General features: G+C 38.3%; 10 protein-coding genes. 5 read left to right on the top strand and 5 right to left on the bottom strand.

Going from position 1 to position 20878, the window contains the following annotated elements; genetic code table 11:
• Nucleotides 1-11: 11 nt before the first annotated feature.
• The 5 genes from SJY44_RS07925 to SJY44_RS07945 form a co-directional block, all read right to left on the bottom strand.
• Nucleotides 12-1337, bottom strand: a complete 1326-nt coding sequence (locus SJY44_RS07925; protein WP_396591953.1) for a vanadium-dependent haloperoxidase — start codon at nucleotides 1335-1337, stop codon at nucleotides 12-14.
• Nucleotides 1330-4842, bottom strand: coding sequence for a VCBS repeat-containing protein (locus SJY44_RS07930; RefSeq protein ID WP_396591954.1), 3513 nt, complete (start codon nucleotides 4840-4842; stop codon nucleotides 1330-1332). Before SJY44_RS07930 ends, SJY44_RS07925 begins: the two co-directional genes overlap by 8 nt.
• Nucleotides 4839-8264, bottom strand: a complete 3426-nt coding sequence (locus SJY44_RS07935; RefSeq protein ID WP_396591955.1) for a VCBS repeat-containing protein — start codon at nucleotides 8262-8264, stop codon at nucleotides 4839-4841. Before SJY44_RS07935 ends, SJY44_RS07930 begins: the two co-directional genes overlap by 4 nt.
• 230 nt (nucleotides 8265-8494) lie before the next feature.
• Nucleotides 8495-10057 (bottom strand): RagB/SusD family nutrient uptake outer membrane protein, encoded by a 1563-nt coding sequence (locus SJY44_RS07940; RefSeq protein WP_396591956.1) that lies wholly within the window; start codon nucleotides 10055-10057, stop codon nucleotides 8495-8497.
• 19 nt (nucleotides 10058-10076) lie between these two features.
• Nucleotides 10077-13181 (bottom strand): SusC/RagA family TonB-linked outer membrane protein, encoded by a 3105-nt coding sequence (locus tag SJY44_RS07945; RefSeq protein ID WP_396591957.1) that lies wholly within the window; start codon nucleotides 13179-13181, stop codon nucleotides 10077-10079.
• Nucleotides 13182-13627: 446 nt separating this feature from the next.
• Here SJY44_RS07945 and SJY44_RS07950 point away from each other — a divergent pair, with 446 nt between their 5' ends.
• The 5 genes from SJY44_RS07950 to SJY44_RS07970 all read left to right on the top strand — a co-directional run bounded on the left by SJY44_RS07950 (nucleotide 13628) and on the right by SJY44_RS07970 (nucleotide 20718).
• A complete protein-coding gene (locus SJY44_RS07950; protein ID WP_298928479.1) occupies nucleotides 13628-14641 on the top strand; it encodes a GntR family transcriptional regulator in 1014 nt (337 codons plus the stop codon).
• A gap of 352 nt (nucleotides 14642-14993) precedes the next feature.
• Nucleotides 14994-16766: a glycoside hydrolase family 36 protein gene (locus SJY44_RS07955; RefSeq protein WP_396591958.1), complete on the top strand. Its 1773-nt coding sequence runs from the start codon at nucleotides 14994-14996 to the stop codon at nucleotides 16764-16766.
• 21 nt (nucleotides 16767-16787) lie between these two features.
• On the top strand, nucleotides 16788-18434 hold the full coding sequence (locus SJY44_RS07960) for a solute:sodium symporter family transporter (RefSeq protein WP_396591959.1): 1647 nt from the start codon (nucleotides 16788-16790) through the stop codon (nucleotides 18432-18434).
• A 77-nt stretch (nucleotides 18435-18511) separates the two neighbouring features.
• On the top strand, nucleotides 18512-19666 hold the full coding sequence (galK, locus tag SJY44_RS07965) for a galactokinase (protein ID WP_396591960.1): 1155 nt from the start codon (nucleotides 18512-18514) through the stop codon (nucleotides 19664-19666).
• A 2-nt stretch (nucleotides 19667-19668) separates the two neighbouring features.
• Nucleotides 19669-20718, top strand: coding sequence for a UDP-glucose--hexose-1-phosphate uridylyltransferase (locus SJY44_RS07970; protein WP_396591961.1), 1050 nt, complete (start codon nucleotides 19669-19671; stop codon nucleotides 20716-20718).
• Nucleotides 20719-20878 lie beyond the last annotated feature (160 nt).

Raw genomic sequence — 20878 nt, forward strand, 5'->3', positions numbered from 1 at the left:
ATGATTACATATCAGTCCAAATCTATTTGTTCAATAACATATTCACCCACGGCTTTACCTTGCTTTACGCCCAATTCTATAGCTGGGCGATAATGGATTCCGCCATAAAGTCTGCTTATTGCCGCCTCTTTGGCTGCATGGTTAAAAGATTTATAGCTACGAACAGGAAGTCCATATGGTACCTCCGTTTCATCAGCAAAAGCGTAATTGTCTCCAAAAATATGGGTCAATACTGTTGCTGCAGCTGAAGAGGCTACACTATGCCCAGAGGTATGTTCTGGAAATGCTGGTGTCTGTAGGATTGGTGCCCAATCGAGGTCAATATGCTCATTGATAAAGGTTTCAGGGCGAGTAAGGCTACTTTTATATTTTTGGTCCCAGCAACTGATAAAGGCATCCGCTATGGCAACACTCACTTGAGCTAGCGTTGCCGCAGCGTCAACTGCGTTTGTTTCTTTCTCGTCCAGCACTTGAGCGGTGATGTGAACCCAGTGCCCACCGGGTGAAATTTGCTGTTGAAAGTACATCACATGACCTTTGGTAGTTGAAATATTTGGGTTGCAGTCCCAGAATTTTGCTATTTCTAATTGAGTTGCATCTACATTTTTTACAGTTTCGTACACTTCTTGGGCTTCTTTGTAAAACTGTGAGTTGTCAGAAATCTCAAAATTTGTTGGCAAACCGGGGTCGAACTGACCTGCGGAATCCAAAACAAAGGGTTTGATAGTATTCCAATGTGGTTCTATGGCTTCCATATAGTCAGGTGGTGTCGGTTTCCAGCGCCCTGGGTCTTTATTTACACTAAAACGGGGTAGGGCAGTACGACGTAAATACCCATCTGTGCTTGATCGTTCAATGATTTCTGAGGAAATGGCATCTCCTAACGATATGGAATTTTCATAAATTTCCTTATCAATACCTATTTCTTGAACATCCTTTAAAAGGTCATGGCGTAAATTATCTATTCTTTCTATATCAAAAACCAACACTTTGGCCACGTTAAGAAAAGCGACCATTGAAGTTAAAGGATAGTAGTATTCTTTGTTAGCATCTGGTCTGGTAGTAAGGGTTAAATCATTCAACTGGCCTCCAAGAGAAATTTTTGTGGAATCCCTAAAGCGAATGCCCTCGTATGCCGCAATATTTGAATAGGCATAAATTCTGCTTGCTACGGGAGGTGTAAAAATATCCGCTACGATTACATCGGTGAGTTTTCGATTGTATGTGGTAATACTATTTTCAAAATAGGCTTCCAATTCCTCTGGGTTATGCGTTTCACCACAAGAGATTATTAGTGATGCAGTCACTATACCCATTATAATATATGACTTAATCATTTTCATAAACTGTTTTTGTGTTGCCCTTAAAGTTAGTTACGTCTATTTGTTTTATGTTATGGGTTATGGATAACCTTCTTGAATGTTGCGATAGGTAACCTGACCCATATTGAAATTCCAGCTTTTGTTTTTTCCCATTTGTAAAAGTGATGAGCGCATGCATACTATCATCCTCTACATCAAGAAATTTCAATTTCGTATCCTTGAATTGGGATTCAAACACTTTTAGTGGTCCACTGTTGTTTCCAATGATAATGAAAGACGTACCATTCTTGTTCTTCAGCTGTGCAAACCCGCTTGAATCATAATTGTTTACAAGTCCACTTTCTGCTAATTCAAGATACTCAAATGTTCCATCACCATTTCCCTTTAGGAGTGTCCCGTATTGGGCATCATATCGGCCATTTGAGACTTCGGTCACATATGAGTTTCCTGTCAATAAGAGATCTAAATTTCCATCTTGGTCAAAATCTTCTACTATAGTTCCCTCTGTCGGGGCCACCTGTGCAGTTAATGGCAGTGCCGTGATTTGAAATTTCCCATTACTCAAATTCTCCACATAAGAGCTTTCAAATACATGACTTTTTACTATATAGGCATCTTCCAATTCTTCTGGCAAGAAAGACTCTTCAAAGGTTTTTTCCGCATAAGACTGATAGGTCTGGAAACGCCCTCTCATAGCATTGATTTGCTCGATTAGTTTATCTCGGGTATGGGAAATATAATTTTCACCGTCATTGTAATAGCATATAATTGGGTCAACTCTACCGTCCTTGTCGTAATCTTTGGCATAGATGCATAATGGCTCATCTTTTGAAGCTTTGTATTTGGTATTCAAGCCCAAATTTCCAACGATATAATCCATATCTCCATCGTTATCAAAATCACCATTTGAAATACTATTCCACCAGCCTTCTGATTTTTCAAGTCCAATTGGGTTTTCCACGAGTCTCAACTTCCCCTTATCATTATGAAAAAGGGTAATGGACATGAATTCACCTACGACAATCAAGTCAGACCATCCGTCATTATCATAATCGGACCAAATAGCGGAAGTGACCATGGTCAATTTTTCCCAATGTTGAATGCTTTCCCCTATTTCCCGGAATTTAGGTTCGCCTCCGGTTGATATGTTTTCATATAACTGACTAGTTGCCGGCATGGGGTAACTGCCTGGGTCAACCCTGCCTCCTACGAATAGGTCCAAATCCCCATCTTTGTCAAAATCAGATGCGGTAACACATGACCCGCTAACATCAACAACGGGTAACGCATTGGTCAATGAAAAGTTTCCCTTTCCATCGTTTTCGTACAATCTATCATGATACACATCGTCTTTGTAGGAAGTAGGAATCCCACCGCTAACAACATATAAATCTTGATGACCATCTCCATTAGCATCAAAAAATAGCATGCCCATATCTTCCCTTAAACGTTCTTCGTAGCCTACAAAGGTGTTCTTGAAACCGTCTTCTTTTTGCAAATATATTTGTCCGGTTGATCCTGCTGACCCTCCCACATAAAAATCCTCCATTCCGTTGGAATCAATATCACCAATCGCTATACCGGGCCCTCCACGGGAATGCATATGCGGTAAAGTAGGTTGAATACGAAAGTCCACAATGGGATCTTCTTTTTGAAAATAATCAATGCCAAGGGAATCCGTGATTTCTGTAAACCATTGCTTTGTTTCAATAGGGGAAACCTCATTGTCAGTTTCATTTTTTTTGGCTTCTGATTGCCTTAGCGTAAGTTTTTGATTTGATTTTACGCCCGATATTTTTTGATAAGAATTATCTGGCCACCAAACTTCTATGTTCGTAATAATTGTGTCTTTGCCCAAACCAAAATGAACGGTTGGATCAACGCTGGATTCATAACCCCTGCTTAAGTAATGTTGATGGTATTGGGTATTGTTTTCCGAGTCAACCTTAATTCGAGAACCAATACCTTCAAGATTTCCTTTATTCCCTTTTAATTCTATTTGTAGAAAATTACCACCTTCTTTTTTACTGGTATTTTCATAAACAAAAGCATTTTGGTTTACGTTGTTGACCACCAAATCCAAGTCTCCATCATTGTCCAAATCGGCAAAAGCAGCACCATTTGAACAGCTTTTATCCTTTATGCCCCAACCCTCGGAGGTATTTTCAAATGTGGTGTCACCATTATTTTTAAATACGTAGTTGACGATTTCGGCTCGGGGCAAATCATGAATTGATTTTAATTTTTCCCTGATTTTCGTTTCCTTATCGCCCATAGGACTATTGCTCCTATTTTGATAGTGGATGTAATCCAAATTCCCTAAATCCCGTAAAAATCCATTGGTGATGTATAGATCCTTATAGCCATCATTGTCATAATCTGCCAAGAGCGCACTCCAGCTCCAGTCTGTGCAGCTCACTCCGGCCAAATAGCCAATTTCACTGAACCTGCCCTCACCTTGATTCAATTGGAGCGTATTTCTGGTGTATTGTGGGGAATAACCAGCATCTAGCATTAGGTTGAACCGGTCAAATCCAGTAGAGGAAATAATCAATTTTTGTCGCAGGTTATCTTCAGGATGCATATCCAACACCATTATGTCGGGTCTACCATTGTTATCAATATCTGAGATATCGTTACCCATTCCCGCATAAGAGGTATGTTTTAGATACATATCCAATTCGTCCTTAAAGGTTCCATCACCTTGGTTTATATACAAGATATCGTTGCCCACAAAATCATTGGAAATGTATATGTCTGGCCATGAGTCGTTATTTATATCAGATATGCCCAAACCCAATCCATATCCTTCCACAAGAATCCCCGATTCTAGCGAAACATCTGTAAACTTTCCATTGCCATCATTTCTGTACAAGCGATCATTGCTTACAGATGAGCCATCCAATTTTCTTGGATTACTGACATTTACGTTGTATTCATATGCAGCCGGATTTACCAAAAGATACATGTCTAGGTCATTATCCTTATCATAGTCAAAAAAGGCTGCATGCATGGATTGACGCTTATCATCTAAACCATATTCAGCGGCTTTTTCAGTAAAGGTGTTGTCACCGTTATTGATGTAAAGCATGTTGGCTCGTTCTGCTAATTGGGCGCTGCCGGATACGCATATATAGATGTCTAAAAATCCGTCCTGATTAATATCGACCATGGCAGCACCAGTACCCCAACGATTGTTGATCAGTCCAGATTTTTCAGTGACATCCTCAAATTTCATGTTTCCTTTATTGAGATAAAGTCTACCTGAAACCATATTGCCGCTAAAATAAACGTCTACCAATCCATCATTATTAATATCGCCAACAGCGGTACCCGCACCCGTATAAATGTTCATGAAGTTGAACACATTGATACTGTCATTTTCAACTATTTTATTGTTGAAGTCAATGCCCGATTCTGATGGACTCAACAAATGGAATTTTGAATTATCGGTTTTTTTGCAAGAAACGATAAATGCAAGCACATAATAGATAAAAACAAGTATGACATTCTTTTTCATTCTCTTACATCAATTTTTGTTTCAACTCCTTCAAAGTTCTTTACAACAATATATTCGGCATCTTTTGGTATTAGTTGCTTACGACTTCCTTGCGATAAATAACCTGAGCCATAATACAGTTCTCTTTTTTGTATGGAACCATCTTCAAAATGAATCATGAGTGAAGCGTCTTGCGGATTGGGGTGGTATATGAATTCATCGCCTAGCTTTCTTGAATGAACTTTCAACCTGTCATTATTGATTCCGGATAGTATCAACTCTGAATCAGTGGTGAAAAGATTCACCTGACTTTTAGCATCTCCTCTTACAAAAAAACCGCTTTGAGCCACATTTATTGCTTCAAAATCTCCTTTGCCATCGCCTGCCATGAACCAACCAATGGATGCGTCATAATTTCCACCGAACACTTCGCCACTATAGAAATTCCCAACGGCAACAAAGTCAAGGTTTCCATCCTCATTGAAATCCCCAACCAATTGACTGTACATAGGAGCAATTTGGCATTCTTTGGGAAGATATGACAGTTTAAATTTGCTGTTTCCAAGGTTTTCAATATAAATATGTTCAAACATTTCGCTTTTAACCACAAGAGCGTCCTTAAGTTCATCCTTTAAAAAAGACTCTTCGAAAGACGAATCTGCATAATTCGAAAAAGTTCTGAAACGCACACGCATTGCATTTATCTGGTCGATCAAGTCACTTCTGGAATGTGCTATCTGGTTTTCACCATCTATATAATGGCACATAACCGGATCAATCAATCCATTTTTATCATAATCTTTGGCATATATGCAAAGTGGTTCTTCAAGACTAGCCTTAAAACGACTATTAAGTCCGAGATTGCCCAAAATATAGTCGCTGTCTCCATCATTATCAAAATCTCCTGAAGCAATACTGTTCCACCAACCACTGGTTCCTTTTAATGCAATTTGTTCCGTGATTTCTTGAAGGTTACCTTCATTATTTTTGAAGAATCGAATGGGCATGAATTCACCCACAACGATTAAATCCACCCAAGAATCATTGTCAAAATCAGTCCATAGCGCAGCGGTGACCATTCCTAATTCTCCTGAATTTTTTGAAAAGGATTGGTCTTCATTGAATTTGATATTCCTTGTGGAACTATTATTTTTTAGCAAGGAACTTTTTGGTGATAGCGGATATTCTCCTGGTTTCACCCTTCCTCCAACAAAAAGATCTATATCTCCATCTTTATCATAATCGGCTCCGGTTACAACAGATCCGCTCACTAAAGATTCAGGTAAAGCATCAATTTTTGAATACGTTCCTGCACCATCATTTTCATAGATGCGGTCTTGATACGCAGTACTATTTTTAACGGCAGACGATCCGCCACTTATTACATATAAGTCTTGATCACCATCGGAATCCGCATCAAAGAACAGGGCACCCATATCTTCTGAAGTTATGTCTTGAAAAACGGTTTCCGAGAAAGATTTGCCATCCGTATTCTGTGTTTTTAGCACCCCTGATTGACCAGTTGCCCCAGCGATAAAAACATCTTCAAGACCATCACCATTCGCATCCCCAACTGCCATTCCAGGCCCATTTTTAGAATGCATATGAGGCAATAGAGGTTGGATTTTGAAGTCAACAAAATCATCTTCAGAATGTAAAAACTCGATCGTTGTTTTGCCGGTTGAATGGAAAAGGGGGTCTTTTATATTTGATATGACTTTTGACTCCGGGTATTCTGCATCAATCTGTTGTAAAGTGATAATTTGTTTAGTTAAAACATTTTTTAGAACCTGCACCTTTTTATTTGGCCAAACCACTTTAACGCTATCAACTTTTTGTATATCCCCTAACCCAAAATGCAAGGAGGGTTCCATTGATGATAAATACCCCCGATAAGGAGTAAAATACTGTTTTTGCAATTGATCTTCGTAGTAGAGTGTTATCTCTGTTCCAATACCATCCAAATTTGGAGCTATTCCCTCAAAATTAAACTTTAGATACCTTTTTGTACCATCAATAGTATTCTTAAAAATCCCTGCGGGATCATCTATATTGTTTATGATTAAGTCCAAATCACCGTCATTATCAAAATCGGCATAAGCGGCCCCATTGGAATACGTAGGTTCGGTAAATCCATTTTCGTTTGAAATGTCTTCAAAATTGTAACCATCTGTATTTTTGTACAAGTAGTTAGTAAGCTTAATTCCCGGAAGTTTGTTAAGTTCTTCCATGCGTTGTTTCTTATTGGCCTCCTCTGTTCCCATTGTTAAAATATTACTGCCATAGACCATAAAATCTTGGTTGGTGATATCCTGTCGATATCCATTGGTAATAAAAAGGTCTTTTTGACCATCATGATCATAATCTCCAAAAAGTGCACTCCAACTCCAATCTGTAGCTTCAATTCCCGCCATTTGACCAACTTCACTATAAGTGCCGTTACCATTGTTCAACTGTAGTGTATTTCGGATGTATTGCGGATGATAATCAAATGTTGTCCTGTTCTTGAAAGAATCGTAATTGTTGCCCATCATTGTCAACTTCCATCGTCTGTTGTCAGGCGGTAGCATATCCAATACCACAACATCCATAAAACCATCGTTGTTGACATCCGAAATATCATTGCCCATGCCATTGAACGTTAAATGTTGCATATAAGATTTAATTTCATTCTGAAAGGTGCCATCGCCTTGATTGATATATAGGATGTCATCTGTCAGAAAATCGTTGGAAATGTAAAGATCAGGTAATCCATCCATATTGATATCGCAAGATGACACGCCTAATCCAAAACCTTCAACAAGTATGTTTGCCTCATTAGATACATCAGTAAATGAGTTATCCCCATTATTTCTATACAGCTTGTCCTGAGAAGGCGCTTGACCAATAAGATTCTTGGGCCTAGCGGTGTTTCTGTTATAGTCAACAAGGGCATTGTTCAATAGGTACATATCTAAATCACCATCTCCATCATAATCCAAAAAATTGGATTGTATAGAATAGCTTTGGTCAGCGAGTCCATAATCCACTGCCTTTTCTATAAAAGACATTTTTCCATTTTTAACCCCATTGTTAATGAACAATAGATTCGCATTGTCCTGCGCATTTGAGTTTCTGGGCCCTCCGCGACTTACATAGACGTCGGGATATCCGTCCTGATTAATATCAACAATGGCGACACCATTAGACCATCCTGAAGTTAACATATTAGCGTCCCTTGTTACATCCTTGAATTCAAAATTTCCCTGATTTAAATATATCCTATTACTTACCATATTACCGGTAAAGTAAATATCTTGCTTTCCATCTTGATCAAAATCTGCAACTGCTACACCAGCACCATTGTACATATACTCAAAATCAAGCACGACCAACTCCCCATCAATATCAATTACGTTGTTAAAATCAACGCCCGTTTTTGATTGATCAAGCTTTATAAACAAGGGATGAGTAGTTTTTTGACATGAATTAATAAACCATAGCACGCTAAGGCCGATTATCAAAATTTTAATTTTGTTGGAGCAGTGATTTGTTAGCATATAATAAAATAAAAAAATACTATTCAAAGTAAGAAATCCAACCCGTAAAAGGATTGGATTTCTTACTTAAATTAAACTAACTTAACTATTATCATTATCTATGATAAATAAACAACTTATTTAAACTTACATTTTTAATAACCTAGGTTTTGATTCAAAGCTCCTCCAGCTCTATCAACTTCAGATTGAGGAAATGGGAATACCTCAAACTTAGGGTCCCAAGAATCACCAAATATGGAAGGGCCTAAATCCCATCGGACTATATCAAACCATCTGTGTGGCTCCAATGCCATTTCTACTCGCTTTTCTTGCATCATAGCCGCTAACAAATCAGATCCACCAGCCAAATCCGCTAGTCCAGCACGATTTCTGATATCATTGATTTGCTGTTCAGCAATTGCGGCATCGCCACTACCCCTTATAAGTGCTTCTGCATACAGTAGTTTCAACTCAGCGAACCTGAACCAACGCTCATTGTTAAAATCTGCAATACCATTGGGAGAATGATTGGAACTATCTGCATTTGAAGGACCCCTAAGCTTTTTTCCAGTAAAACCGGAGGATGACCATGCAGGGTCATAGGGTTCATCTACCGCACCAGCCCTGTTAAAGGTTATGTAATCTTCCCCATCGGCAAATACTGTAGCCGCCAATCGAGTATCACCAGCTTCAAAGGCATTTACCAAATCTTCGGTGGGGACAAACCATCCACGGTTGCCTCCTGGTGCTCCAACATCTCCCGGAGCATCCCAATAGTAACCTCTGGCTATACCTTGAGAGGCTTTGAAATTCTCAGAGTGAGTATCGTCAAAAACCCAGATATTGTCATCTGAACGTGGACCTCCAAATTGTATCTCAAAAATGGATTCTGAATTATTCTCATTCTCAAATGAAAATACTGCTTCATAATCGCTCACCTCAGGATCATCGCTGGTCACTAATGAATAGGGTCCACTGTTGACAACTTCTGCCAAAGCCGTAATTGCCGTTGGCCAATCTTCCTTAAATACATTTACCTTACCAATATAAGACCTAGCTGTCCAAGATGTAGCTCTTCCTGTATTATTACTATCCCAACTTTCAGGCAGTCCACTTGCCGCAGCTGCCAAATCTGCTAATATTGCAGTATATAGAGCATCTTGGGTAGCATTAGGTTGTACTAGATTATTAATGTCACTTAATACTTCGGTTACCAATGGAGGAGTTCCAAACAGTTTTAAAGCTTGAAAATGGAACCACGCTCTCAGGAATTTGGCCTCTGCATCTAAAACTGTTTTGTCTTCAGCACTTAATTCATTATCACCATCAAGATTGCCCAAAACAATATTGGCCCTGGCGATTCCCTCATACAATTGAGTGAAAATTGCCTGATATGCAAGGTCGGATGCCCTAATCTGCAGGTTATCCGCATCTATTGTTCTGGAGTCAGGGGATGTACTTCCATTCTGCTCGGCATCATCTGAAATTATTACTGTGATTTTCCAATATTCACCATCTTCACTAAGTGTTTCCGTACTTGTTCCCCAAAAGTCTTGAATGGAGGAATACGATGCAAAAATTGCACTGTCAAAGTCTCCCCTTGTGTTATAAAATGTCGAAGCTGTGACACGATCCAAAGGCACTAAATCCAATTCATCGTTGCATGAGTGCAAAAACATCATGCAAACAATGAAAAAGTAAATTTTTGTATTTTTCATAATCTACAATTTTTTAAATTTAATTTAGGGTTACTGATAATCCCAGTTGAACAATTCTTGGCAATGGTGATTGACCACCATCTTGTCCAGTTGCTAAGGTGAAATCACCTTTTTGGAAACTTTGAGCTCTACCAACTTCAGGATCATAACCACTGTAATTAGTAAATGTAGCCAAGTTTTGAACGCCAAGATAGACGCGCATTCTTGATACAAAGTCGTTGGTCCAACTAGTTAATTTTTCTGATGGAAGACTATAACCCACTTGGATATTTTGGATACGTAGATATCCTGCATCTTCAACCCATCGGTCAGAGAACCTGTCGTTATCATTTGGATCAGCTCCTGAAATTCTAGGCTGTGAACTTGAATTGGTACTCCCTTCTCCGTTCCAAAAATTTAACACTGCTGTGCTAAAATTGTTATCATTGGAAGTTTTTGGATTTTCCAATGACTGTCTTGCTGCATTGAAAATCTGTCTGTCACCTACACCTCTTAGTACAGCTGAAAAGTCCCATCCTTTATAGGCAGCATTCATGGTAAACCCATAGAAAAATCCTGGGAAAGGACTTCCTAAGAAAGTTCTGTCCTGAGCATCGATAGTGCCATCATCATTCACATCGACAAAGCGAATGTCACCTGGTTCTGCTCCTGAAGAAAATGCATCTGGTAAAGCAGCATCCGCTTCAGCTGTGTTTTGATAAAGACCATCGGTTTTATATCCATAAAAATGTCCTAAACTTTCACCAACAGAAGTTCTATGTGTCTGGGCACCACCGATGCCTGAAATAATCTCAGGAATCTGTCCAAGATTTGTAACTTCATTTTTGACAGTGGTTAAATTGGCGCCGATACCATACTCAAAATCACCAATTTTATCAGCCCAGTTAAAGGATAGTTCAATACCTGAATTTTCAATTTCACCCACATTTGCTTCGGCAGGTAAAAAGAATCCGGATGCTTCTGGGATTGGTAAACCCAACAATACATCTTCTGTTGTTTTCTTGTAGTAATCAAAAACACCTGTTAATTTACCTTTCATAAGACTAAAATCAAGACCGATATCCAATTGTGTACTTGTTTCCCATTTAAGGTCAGCATTGGCAAATGTGGTTGGAGCAGCACCTTGTACAGCAACTTGTCCATCGCCAAGTACATAGAAAATATTGTTGTTCAATGCACTTAGGAAAGCGAAGTTTAAACCGGTAAACTGATTACCTGATTGACCCCATCCAACTCTTACTTTTAAATCATCCACAATACCGTCCTTGTTGAAGAAATCTTCTTGTGAGATTCTCCACCCCGCAGAAATTGATGGAAAAATGTCATCTCTGTTTTCCTTGGCAAATCGTGAAGTGGCATCACGTCTGACATTCGCGGTCATTAAGTATTTTCCCTTATAGTTGTAACTTAAACGACCTAAAAACCCTTGTAACGTCCATATATCGGCCTCATTAGCGGAAGCAACAGAAGCACCACTAGAGGCAAAGTTAGGGTTGAACAAATTCCGACCTTGAATCCTTACTTTATCGAAGCGGAATTTTGTTTGCTCAAAACCAAATATTGCATTGATATTGTGGTCTCCAAATGTTTTATCATAAGATAAAGTAGCCGCAGATGTAATAGTTAGCTCAACTGGTCTTGATGTGACCCTCAAATCATCACGTGCGCCTGAATCATCAAAATCAACAGGTGCCTGATAAAATTCACCCGAACCTACGTTGTAATCCAGTCCTAAAGAGGGTCTTAATTTTAAACTAGGAGCAATTTCCAGTTCTGCATAGAAATTGGCGAGAACTTTTCTGTTTTGGATTGTTGTTTCGTTTGCTCTATTATCAGTTCTAAAGACCAAATTATTACCTCGAGCGCCTCCCAGGTTTGCGGGACTTTCCTGTGCATACCCTAGCGGACCATTAGGGTCAAAAATTGGAAAATAAGGAGCATTTAAAGCTGAATTGAATCCAGCGAACAATGAACCCTCACTTTGAGTCTGCCTGTCAGTTTGGCTAATTAAAAGCGACTCTCCAAATTTCAACCTTTTTCCAACTTTTACATCAGAATTAGCCTTAAAAGCAAATCTTTCAAAACTTTGAGCTCTTTCAACACCTTCATTGTCTAGATATGATCCTGAAATAAAATAAGTTGCCTTATCGCTTCCACCGCTAACACTTAGGTTGTGGCTTTGAACGAATCCATCTTGAAACACAGCATCTTGCCAATCCACAAATGGTCTCCCATTAAATGTAGAGAAATCATTTCCAACTTGGTTTTGTATACCTATAAATTGATCAACATTAAGAACATCTATTGTCTCTCTAACAGTCGCCACTGAGGCATATCCATCATAAGTAACTCTTGCGTCACCACTTTTACCACGTTTTGTAGTTACAATGATAACCCCATTTGCTGCTCGTGCACCATAAATTGCTGACGAAGCGGCATCTTTAAGAACGGCAATTGATTCAATATCGTTTGGATTGAGACCCGCCAATGGATTAGAATCTGTGGTGGATGAAGTATTAACCGTAATGTTTGTGGTCTGTACCAGGGGAACACCATCTATTACCCATAAAGGATCATTCACGCCAGGTGTACCAACACCTCTGATACGAACTGCTATTGGTGCACCTGGATCACCACTTCTAGTGGTAATATTTACACCTGCCAAAGTACCTGCCAAAACCTGATCTGGACTTGTTATGGGTTTGTCCTGAATAAGTTCAGCACCCAAAGTCCCTACGGCACCGGTAAGGTCAGCCTTTCGTTGAGTACCATAACCTACAACCACCACTTCACTTAAGGATTGGGCGTCAGGTTCCAGCGTCACGTTTATCGTTGTTCTTCCGTCAACATTAATTTCTTGCACTCCATAGCCTACATAGGAAAAAACAAGGGTGTTGGAACCTTCCGGGACATTGATGGTATAGTTTCCATCAAAATCGGAAACGGCACCTGTTGTAGTCCCTTGAACCACAATACTAGCTCCCGGTAAAGGACCATCAGAATCCGCAATAGCTCCAGATACCGTGGTTTGTGCCAACGATGTCTGTACTCCGAAAATAAGAAGAACGAACAGTGCAGAAAAGGCTGACGTCGTCGTCTTAAGTTTAGTTAAAGTTTGCTTCATAATCTTTAAAAATTGGTTATTGAATTAATTTTAATTGAGTTTAGTTAATGAATAGTGAAACGGTTCACCTTACAAGCCAACAGCTCACTATAACTGAATTTCAAACTCTTCAAAAGATGGTATGTTTTTTGAAAAAATGATTAACTATGATATAGTGTGCTATTAGTCAAATGTAAAACAAAATTTTTAATATTTAAAAATGAGAGTTAGAAAATAACGGATTTAACAAAATAAGGTGCATTTTGTTGTATTATTGTCATTTCAGGTATTTGAAAAATAAAATGGGTGTGTAACAAGTTGTCAAGTGTCCACGGGGTTTACCGTGATAGGAGCAGAGTTCTATTAACAGTTATTAATGAAAGACAGTTTTGGGTTGGAATTGATATTTAATATTGTTAATCTTATATTGCTCCGATAAATAGGGCAACATCTAGAAAGTTAGAAGTATGACAGTGGTTGATGTAATAAATAAGTACCAAGAAAAATATGACTTGACAAAACATGAACATTTAGTGCTGGGTATTATCGAATCTATTGACGATGGGGTTTTAGAGCGGCAAGATCAACTACCTTCAATAAATGAGATGGTTGCAGAATTGGGTTATGCAAGAAAAACAATTGTTGGTGCTTATGAGGAATTAAAGAGCAGAGGACTTGTGGAGTCCAAAAAGGCCAAAGGATATTTTATTGTTAGTAAGGAAACAAATATGGTGAGAAGAATCGCTTTGCTTCTTTATTCACTTCAGCGTTTTCAAAAGGAATTCTACGACGCTTTCCGTGGAGAATTGGGAGAACGTTTTCAAATTGATGTTTTCTTTCATCACAATAATTTATCTGTATTTGAGAATACATTGATGAACATTAAGGGTAAATATGGTTTTTATGTAGTGGCTCCCATACCCCATCCAGTGGCAAAATCTTTGTTAGGGTCTTTTTCTCCAGATAAATTGCTCGTTGTTGATAGGTTTGTTCAGCCAAGCAAGAAATATTCCTATATCAGTCAAGAGTTTGGGAATTCAACGTACAGCAAGTTATTAAAGTTACTCCCAAAAATAAGAAAGTACAAGCTGTTTGTGTTATTTGTAGATGAAGATGGAGATCTTCCCAATAGTGTTGTAAATGCATTTGAAAAGTTCTTATCGGATCATAATGTGAAGGGGGTTATAGAAAAGAAATACGACTTGTCTATTTTAAAGAAAGATCATTTGTATTTTGCCACAAATGATTCTTTTTTATGGGATATACTAAAAGATTGCGCAGATAAAAAGTATGTTTTAGGGAAAGATGTTGGCATTCTGTCGCATGATGATCACATCATTAAAAAATTCATATCTGGTGGAATTACTACAATCTCAACTGACTTCAGCGAAATGGGTGTTCAAGCTGCGTTGCATGTAAAAAGCGGTGAGATTACCCAACAAATTACTCCTTCCTATTTAATAGATAGAGGTTCTGTATAAAACCTTAATCTTTTTTGAAATCTGTGATTTTCATCTAATAAATTGACATAATCCTATTTTGGAATTTATCAACATGATGACATCTCATTTTTTTTATTATCTTTGAACAGTAGCATACTATATCATAGTATTTTATTCCAAAAAGACTTCGTTGTTTGATTTTTTTGTTTAGACGCGGTGGCTATTTGTTTTAAAAAGTAATTAACGATATAGTTTGAGTTAGTTTAAGTTAGTTTAAATTCAAAAGTGTAAAAGCCAGATAAAATCTATCTGGCTTTTCTCAGCTATTAATTGACTGCAGTAATTTAATACTAAATATTCTAGCGGTAAAGTTTTAATATTTTTTGAAGAAATGATTGTAAGTACAACAGAGAAAGAAATAGATTCCCTGATTTTTAATATTAACGAGAAAAATGGTTCAACCAATTTAGAACTGATAACAGATGAAGGTGCTTTACAAATTTTTCGATTTGAATATCAGAACCATGGTGGAAGCTTTCCAGAGCCATTAACGCTCCAATGGAGAATACCTGCAACAAAAGTTAAAGGGATGTGGAAGCCTACTGCCGATTTCTCAAAACGCATAGAGGCCGATTGGGAACTTGAGAACCATGAATCAAGAATATCTATTGATGCCCCTGTTATTTCTCTTTTCGGTAACAATGATGAAAATGTACTTTGTTTTGCTTGTTCCAATGCAATAAATAGAGTTGAAATGGCTGCAAAATACCGAGAAGAAGACAACCATTTCTACTGTCAAATCATATTTTTTACTGAAAGCAAATATCCAGTTAAGGATTTTAGTGCGGATATCCGCATTGACCAGCGCAAAATTCATTTTTCTCAAGCCTTAAAAGAAACTTCAAAATGGTGGGAGGGTTATGAAAACCTAAAGCCGACTTCAGTACCAGCAATAGCGAAAAAACCTTTGTACTCTACATGGTATCAATTTCATCAAAATCTCAACGAGGATTTACTGTTTAAAGAATGTCAAATTGCTAAAGATTTAGGGTTTGAATCCATCATTATTGATGATGGTTGGCAAACGAAAGATACTAATCGTGGATACGACTATACAGGTGATTGGCTTCCAGAACGTTTTCTCAATATGGCTGAGTTGGTCCAAGAAATACAAAATATAGGAATGAAGGTGGGAATATGGTATTCTGTTCCATTTTGCGGTAAAAAATCAAAGGCTTACCAAAAGTTCAAAGGCAAATTTTTGACCGAAAACCATAGGTGGGCGCCCGTTTTTGACCCTAGATACCCTGAAGTCAGAAATTATTTGGTTGGTATTTATGTGAGTGCGGTGAAAGATTGGAATCTAGATGGATTGAAACTTGATTTTATCGATGATTTTAGAAGCTACCAAGAGACTCCTTTCGGTTCTGACAGTAATCGTGACTTTTCATCAATCGATGAGGCCGTAGATGCATTGCTCTCACAAGTAATTGTTGAAGTCAAAAAAGTAAATCCAGAAATATTTATAGAGTTCAGACAAAAGTATACTGGGCCAGCCATGCGAAAATATGGCAATATGCTTCGTGCTTTTGATTGTCCAGGGGATTATACCATGAATCGAGTACGTATTGCGGATATAAAAATGTTATGTGGTGATACCGCGGTCCATTCAGATATGGTTACATGGCATTTTGATGAGGCTGTACAAGACGCCGCCCTTCACTATCTAAATACTATTTTTGGCGTGCCTCAAATCTCAGTAATGCTAAACGAAGCGCCAGAGTCTCATTTGAACATGATTCGATTTTACACAAAATATTGGAATGAAAATTCGGATATCTTACTGACAGGTAAATTCTTACCCACATCCCCACTTGCTAATTATCCCGTTCAAAAGGTGGAAAAAAATAATAAAATAATATTGGGCATCTTTGAAAACCAATTTTTAGAACTTACGGAGCTTCATGAAAAAATGGATGTTGTAAATGCAAAACCTTCTGAAGATGTTGTTATAGTTGTAAAAAATGGTAAAGGTGAATATAATTGTTCTTTGTATAATTGTGAAGGTATACTTGTGCAAAAGCAAAAGATCTATTTAGAGGAAGGAATGAACACATTCAAAATTCCTAAATGTGGATTGGCACAAATGAAATCAACAGAATAACATAAACAACCGATTATGGGAATGTCATCTATTTTATCCTTTGTAGGCTTTACACTATTAGTGGCAATCATCGCATGGTGGTCGACACGAAGTACAAACGAAAAATCTGCCGAAGGGTATTTTCTTGGAGGCAGAAGCCTTGGTGCCATTACCATAGCTGGTTCACTGTTGCTCACCAATCTTTCCGCAGAACAGATAGTTGGACTTAACGGTCAAGCTTTTACCGAAGGTGTTTTGGTAATGGCTTGGGAAACTTTGGCAGCCATCGCAATGATATTAACGGCGCTTGTACTGTTGCCTAAGTATATGAAGAGTGGTATTACCACAATTCCTCAATTTATAGAAAACAGGTTCGATACACAGACCAAGGCTATTTTGTCCATACTTTTCTTGTTCGCCTATGGCATAGTTCTATTGCCAACAATCTTGTATTCCGGGTCTTTAGCATTCAGTTCCATGTTTGATTTACCTAATTTGTTTGGAATCAGTCAAAATGCAACCATATGGATATGTGTATGGAGTATAGGTGTTATTGGATCTATTTATGCGATTTTTGGCGGATTGAAAGCAGTAGCTGTTTCTGATTTAATAAATGCGATAGGGTTGCTCATAGGGGGATTTTTGATACCCTATTTTGGTTTAAAACTTATAGGTGACGGTAGTATTGGGGATGGTTTGAATATACTTTGGGATACTAATCCCGAGAAGTTCAACATAAAAGGAGAAGTTGATGCATCTATACCGTTTGGCACGGTATTTACGGGAATGATTTTGGCACAAATGTACTACTGGGGAACCAATCAATCCATACTGCAACGTGTATTTGGTGCAAAGAGTCTGGCCGAGGGTCAGAAAGGGGTTATTTTAGCAGCTTTGGTAAAATTCTTGATTCCGATAATTGTTGTGCTTCCAGGGGTTATTGCTTGGCATGTATTTAAAGGAGACCTTGCAAATGCAGATTTGGCCTACCCAGAATTGGTTAGAAAAGTTTTACCGCCTTCATTACTAGGTTTCTTTGCAGCAGTATTGTTCGGTGCGGTTTTGAGTTCTTTTAATAGTCTTTTGAACAGTAGCGCAACTTTGTTTGGTTTTGATCTCTATAAATTTTTCAATAAAAATGCGGCTGAAGAACAGACGGTAAAGGCTGGAAAACGGTTCGGACTTGGGTTGGCAATCATCTCGTTGTTCATAGCCCCATTTATAGCCTCGGCTCCAGACGGACTTTTTGCTTATATACAAGAATCGTTGGGAAGTTTGAGTGTGCCAATTTTTGCCGTAATAGTGGTAGGTATCTATACCAAAAAAGTTCCAGCTCTTGGTGCTAAACTTGTTTTAACCGTTGGAGTGATTATGTATTTAGTAAGTCAGTTTGTGATAAGCCCTATTATGGTGGATAGTGCGCTTGCCGAAGCTGCAGCCAATGGTATTACCGACTCAAAAGCATTAAGCATTATCAAAGCAGAAGCGTACCCACATTTCTTGCATATTATGGGAATTTTATTTGTTATAAACGTAGGCTTTATGCTATTGATGGGTAAGTTGAAACCAAAAACTACCATTATGGAAGAAGTTGTAACTAAAGAAATCGATACTACGCCATGGAAATATGGGCTTTTGGCAGGAATTATTATAACAGCTATGGTACTAAGCACATATTTTATCTTTTAAATAACTTCCAGTAAATAAACCTAAAAACACTAAGTGAACACATTGGAAATCAATCGAATTTTTATACATAAATTTTCATGGAAGGCGTAACAGATAAAAGGAGTTTAAAAACTACCTTTCACAGCAGTGATATCATTATAGAGTCTCCAGGAAGAATTAACCTAATTGGTGAGCATTTGGATTATAATGGAGGTCAAGTACTTCCTGCCGCCATCAATCTAAAAGTTCGGTTGAATTTTAAAAAAAATGGAACTCGTAAATGTAATTGCTACTCCAAAAATTATGACAATCACTTTGAGATTGACTTGGACAAAGTAGAAGTAAGCGAAAAAGAATGGCATAACTATTTTTTGGGCGTGGTTCATTTTATAGAACAAGCACATCCAAATAAAATCAAAGGATTTGACTGTATCGTAGAAAGTGACCTTCCCATCGGTTCAGGTATAAGTTCTTCAGCAGCATTGGAATGTGGCTTTGCCAAAGGTCTTGATGCACTTTTCTCAATTGGTCTTTCTGATGATGAGGTTATCACCATCTCTAGAGATGCGGAGCACCATTTTGTAGGGACCAAGTGTGGGATTATGGATCAATTTGCCGTAGTGCGGGGCAAAAAAGGAAAGCTCATACGTTTGGATTGCAACGACCTATCCTTTGAATACATCTCAGCTAATATTGAACCTTATTCCATTGTACTGTTAAACACCAATGTATCGCATAACTTGGCCACTAGCGAATACAATTTGAGGCGACAAGAGTGTGATGATGCCCTTAAGGCCATCCAAGAAAAATACCCAGAGCATGATGTACTGGCACGTGTTCCAGAAGATATTGTCAAGGAATTTGAATCAAAGTTAGCTTCCAAAATTTTTAATAGATTGCTCTACGTGGTACAGGAAAATGCCCGAACCATTACTGCCAGTGAAGCCTTGGAAAATGAAAATCTTAAGACCTTCGGACAAAAAATGTTTGAGTCACATGAAGGGCTAAGGAATCTTTATCAGGTGAGCTGTGAGGAACTTGATTTTCTAGTGGATTTTGCCCAAGAACATGAAGGTGTAATAGGTTCTAGAATGATGGGTGGAGGTTTCGGTGGATGTACCATTAATCTGGTTCATAAGGATAGAATGGATTCTTTCATAACAGAAGCCGCTTTGGCATATGATTTAAAATTCAATATTCGATTAAGTCCATATACGGTAGCAATCGGAGATGGGGTAAAACGAATCAAATAACTATGAGTACTATGTTGTCCGAGCAGCCCCACAGAAGGTATAACATCTTGACTGGTGAGTGGATATTGGTTTCACCTCACCGCACCAAAAGGCCATGGCAGGGAAAAACCGAAAAATCTAACGCTGACCAACGCCCAAAATATGACGCCAATTGCTACCTGTGTCCGACAAATACTCGAGCTAACGGTTCTATTAATGAGGACTATAAAAGTACCTTCGCTTTTAAGAATGATTATGGTGCCATCTTGATGGATGGAGAAAAAGAAAGTTATGGCAAAGGGCTTCTTAAGGCAGAAACGGAAAAAGGCATCTGTAAAGTCATTTGTTTTTCCCCAGATCATAGCCTTACTCTTCCCCTAATGACAGTTGAAGCTATTTCAGATGTGGTAAGACTGTGGAAAAAAGAGTACAAGGAATTGGGTGGTATGGAGGAGATTGATCATGTTCAAATTTTTGAGAACAAAGGGGACGTCATGGGATGCAGTAACCCTCATCCCCATGGACAGATATGGGCCCAATCCACAATTCCGGAAGAACCAAGAAAAAAAACCAAACAGCAGAAAGATTATTTTAAAGCAAAAAATACCAGTCTTTTAGGGGATTACCTAAAGCAAGAATTGAAAGTTAGGGAGCGAATAATTTTGGAAAACAAGGACTTTGTTGCACTTGTCCCATTTTGGGCCACTTGGCCATATGAAGCCATGATCGTTCCCAAAAAGCACTATCAACATATTGGTCAATTGAACAAAGATGAAGAAGTTTCCTTTGCGAAAATGATCAAAGTGTTGACTACAAAATATGATAACCTTTTTGGGGTCTCTTTTCCCTATTCAGCGGGTATTCACCAAATGCCCACAGACGGAAAGGATTACCCCGAATGGCATTTCCATATGTCGTTTTATCCGCCACTCCTGCGTTCGGCAACTGTAAAGAAATTCATGGTAGGCTATGAGATGTTCGCGAACCCACAACGGGATATTACTGCAGAGCAGGCAGCCAATGCATTAAAGGCTCTATCAGACGTGCATTATAGAATAGAAGGTGCTCTATAGATAATCAAAAAGATAAAAGTTGATTCCTGGACTAAGGAATTCTGAAGCTTCAAAAGAACAATTGAAAAATTGATTTGAAGAGCAAATGGATGAGTATTTCTTGTTTTTATTTATTCTTAGAATTACCTTTTCGTTGAAAAACCAAACCAAAGCGATTTCC

The sequence above is a fragment of the Allomuricauda sp. R78024 genome, from assembly GCF_044596045.1.
Lineage (GTDB): Bacteria > Bacteroidota > Bacteroidia > Flavobacteriales > Flavobacteriaceae > Flagellimonas.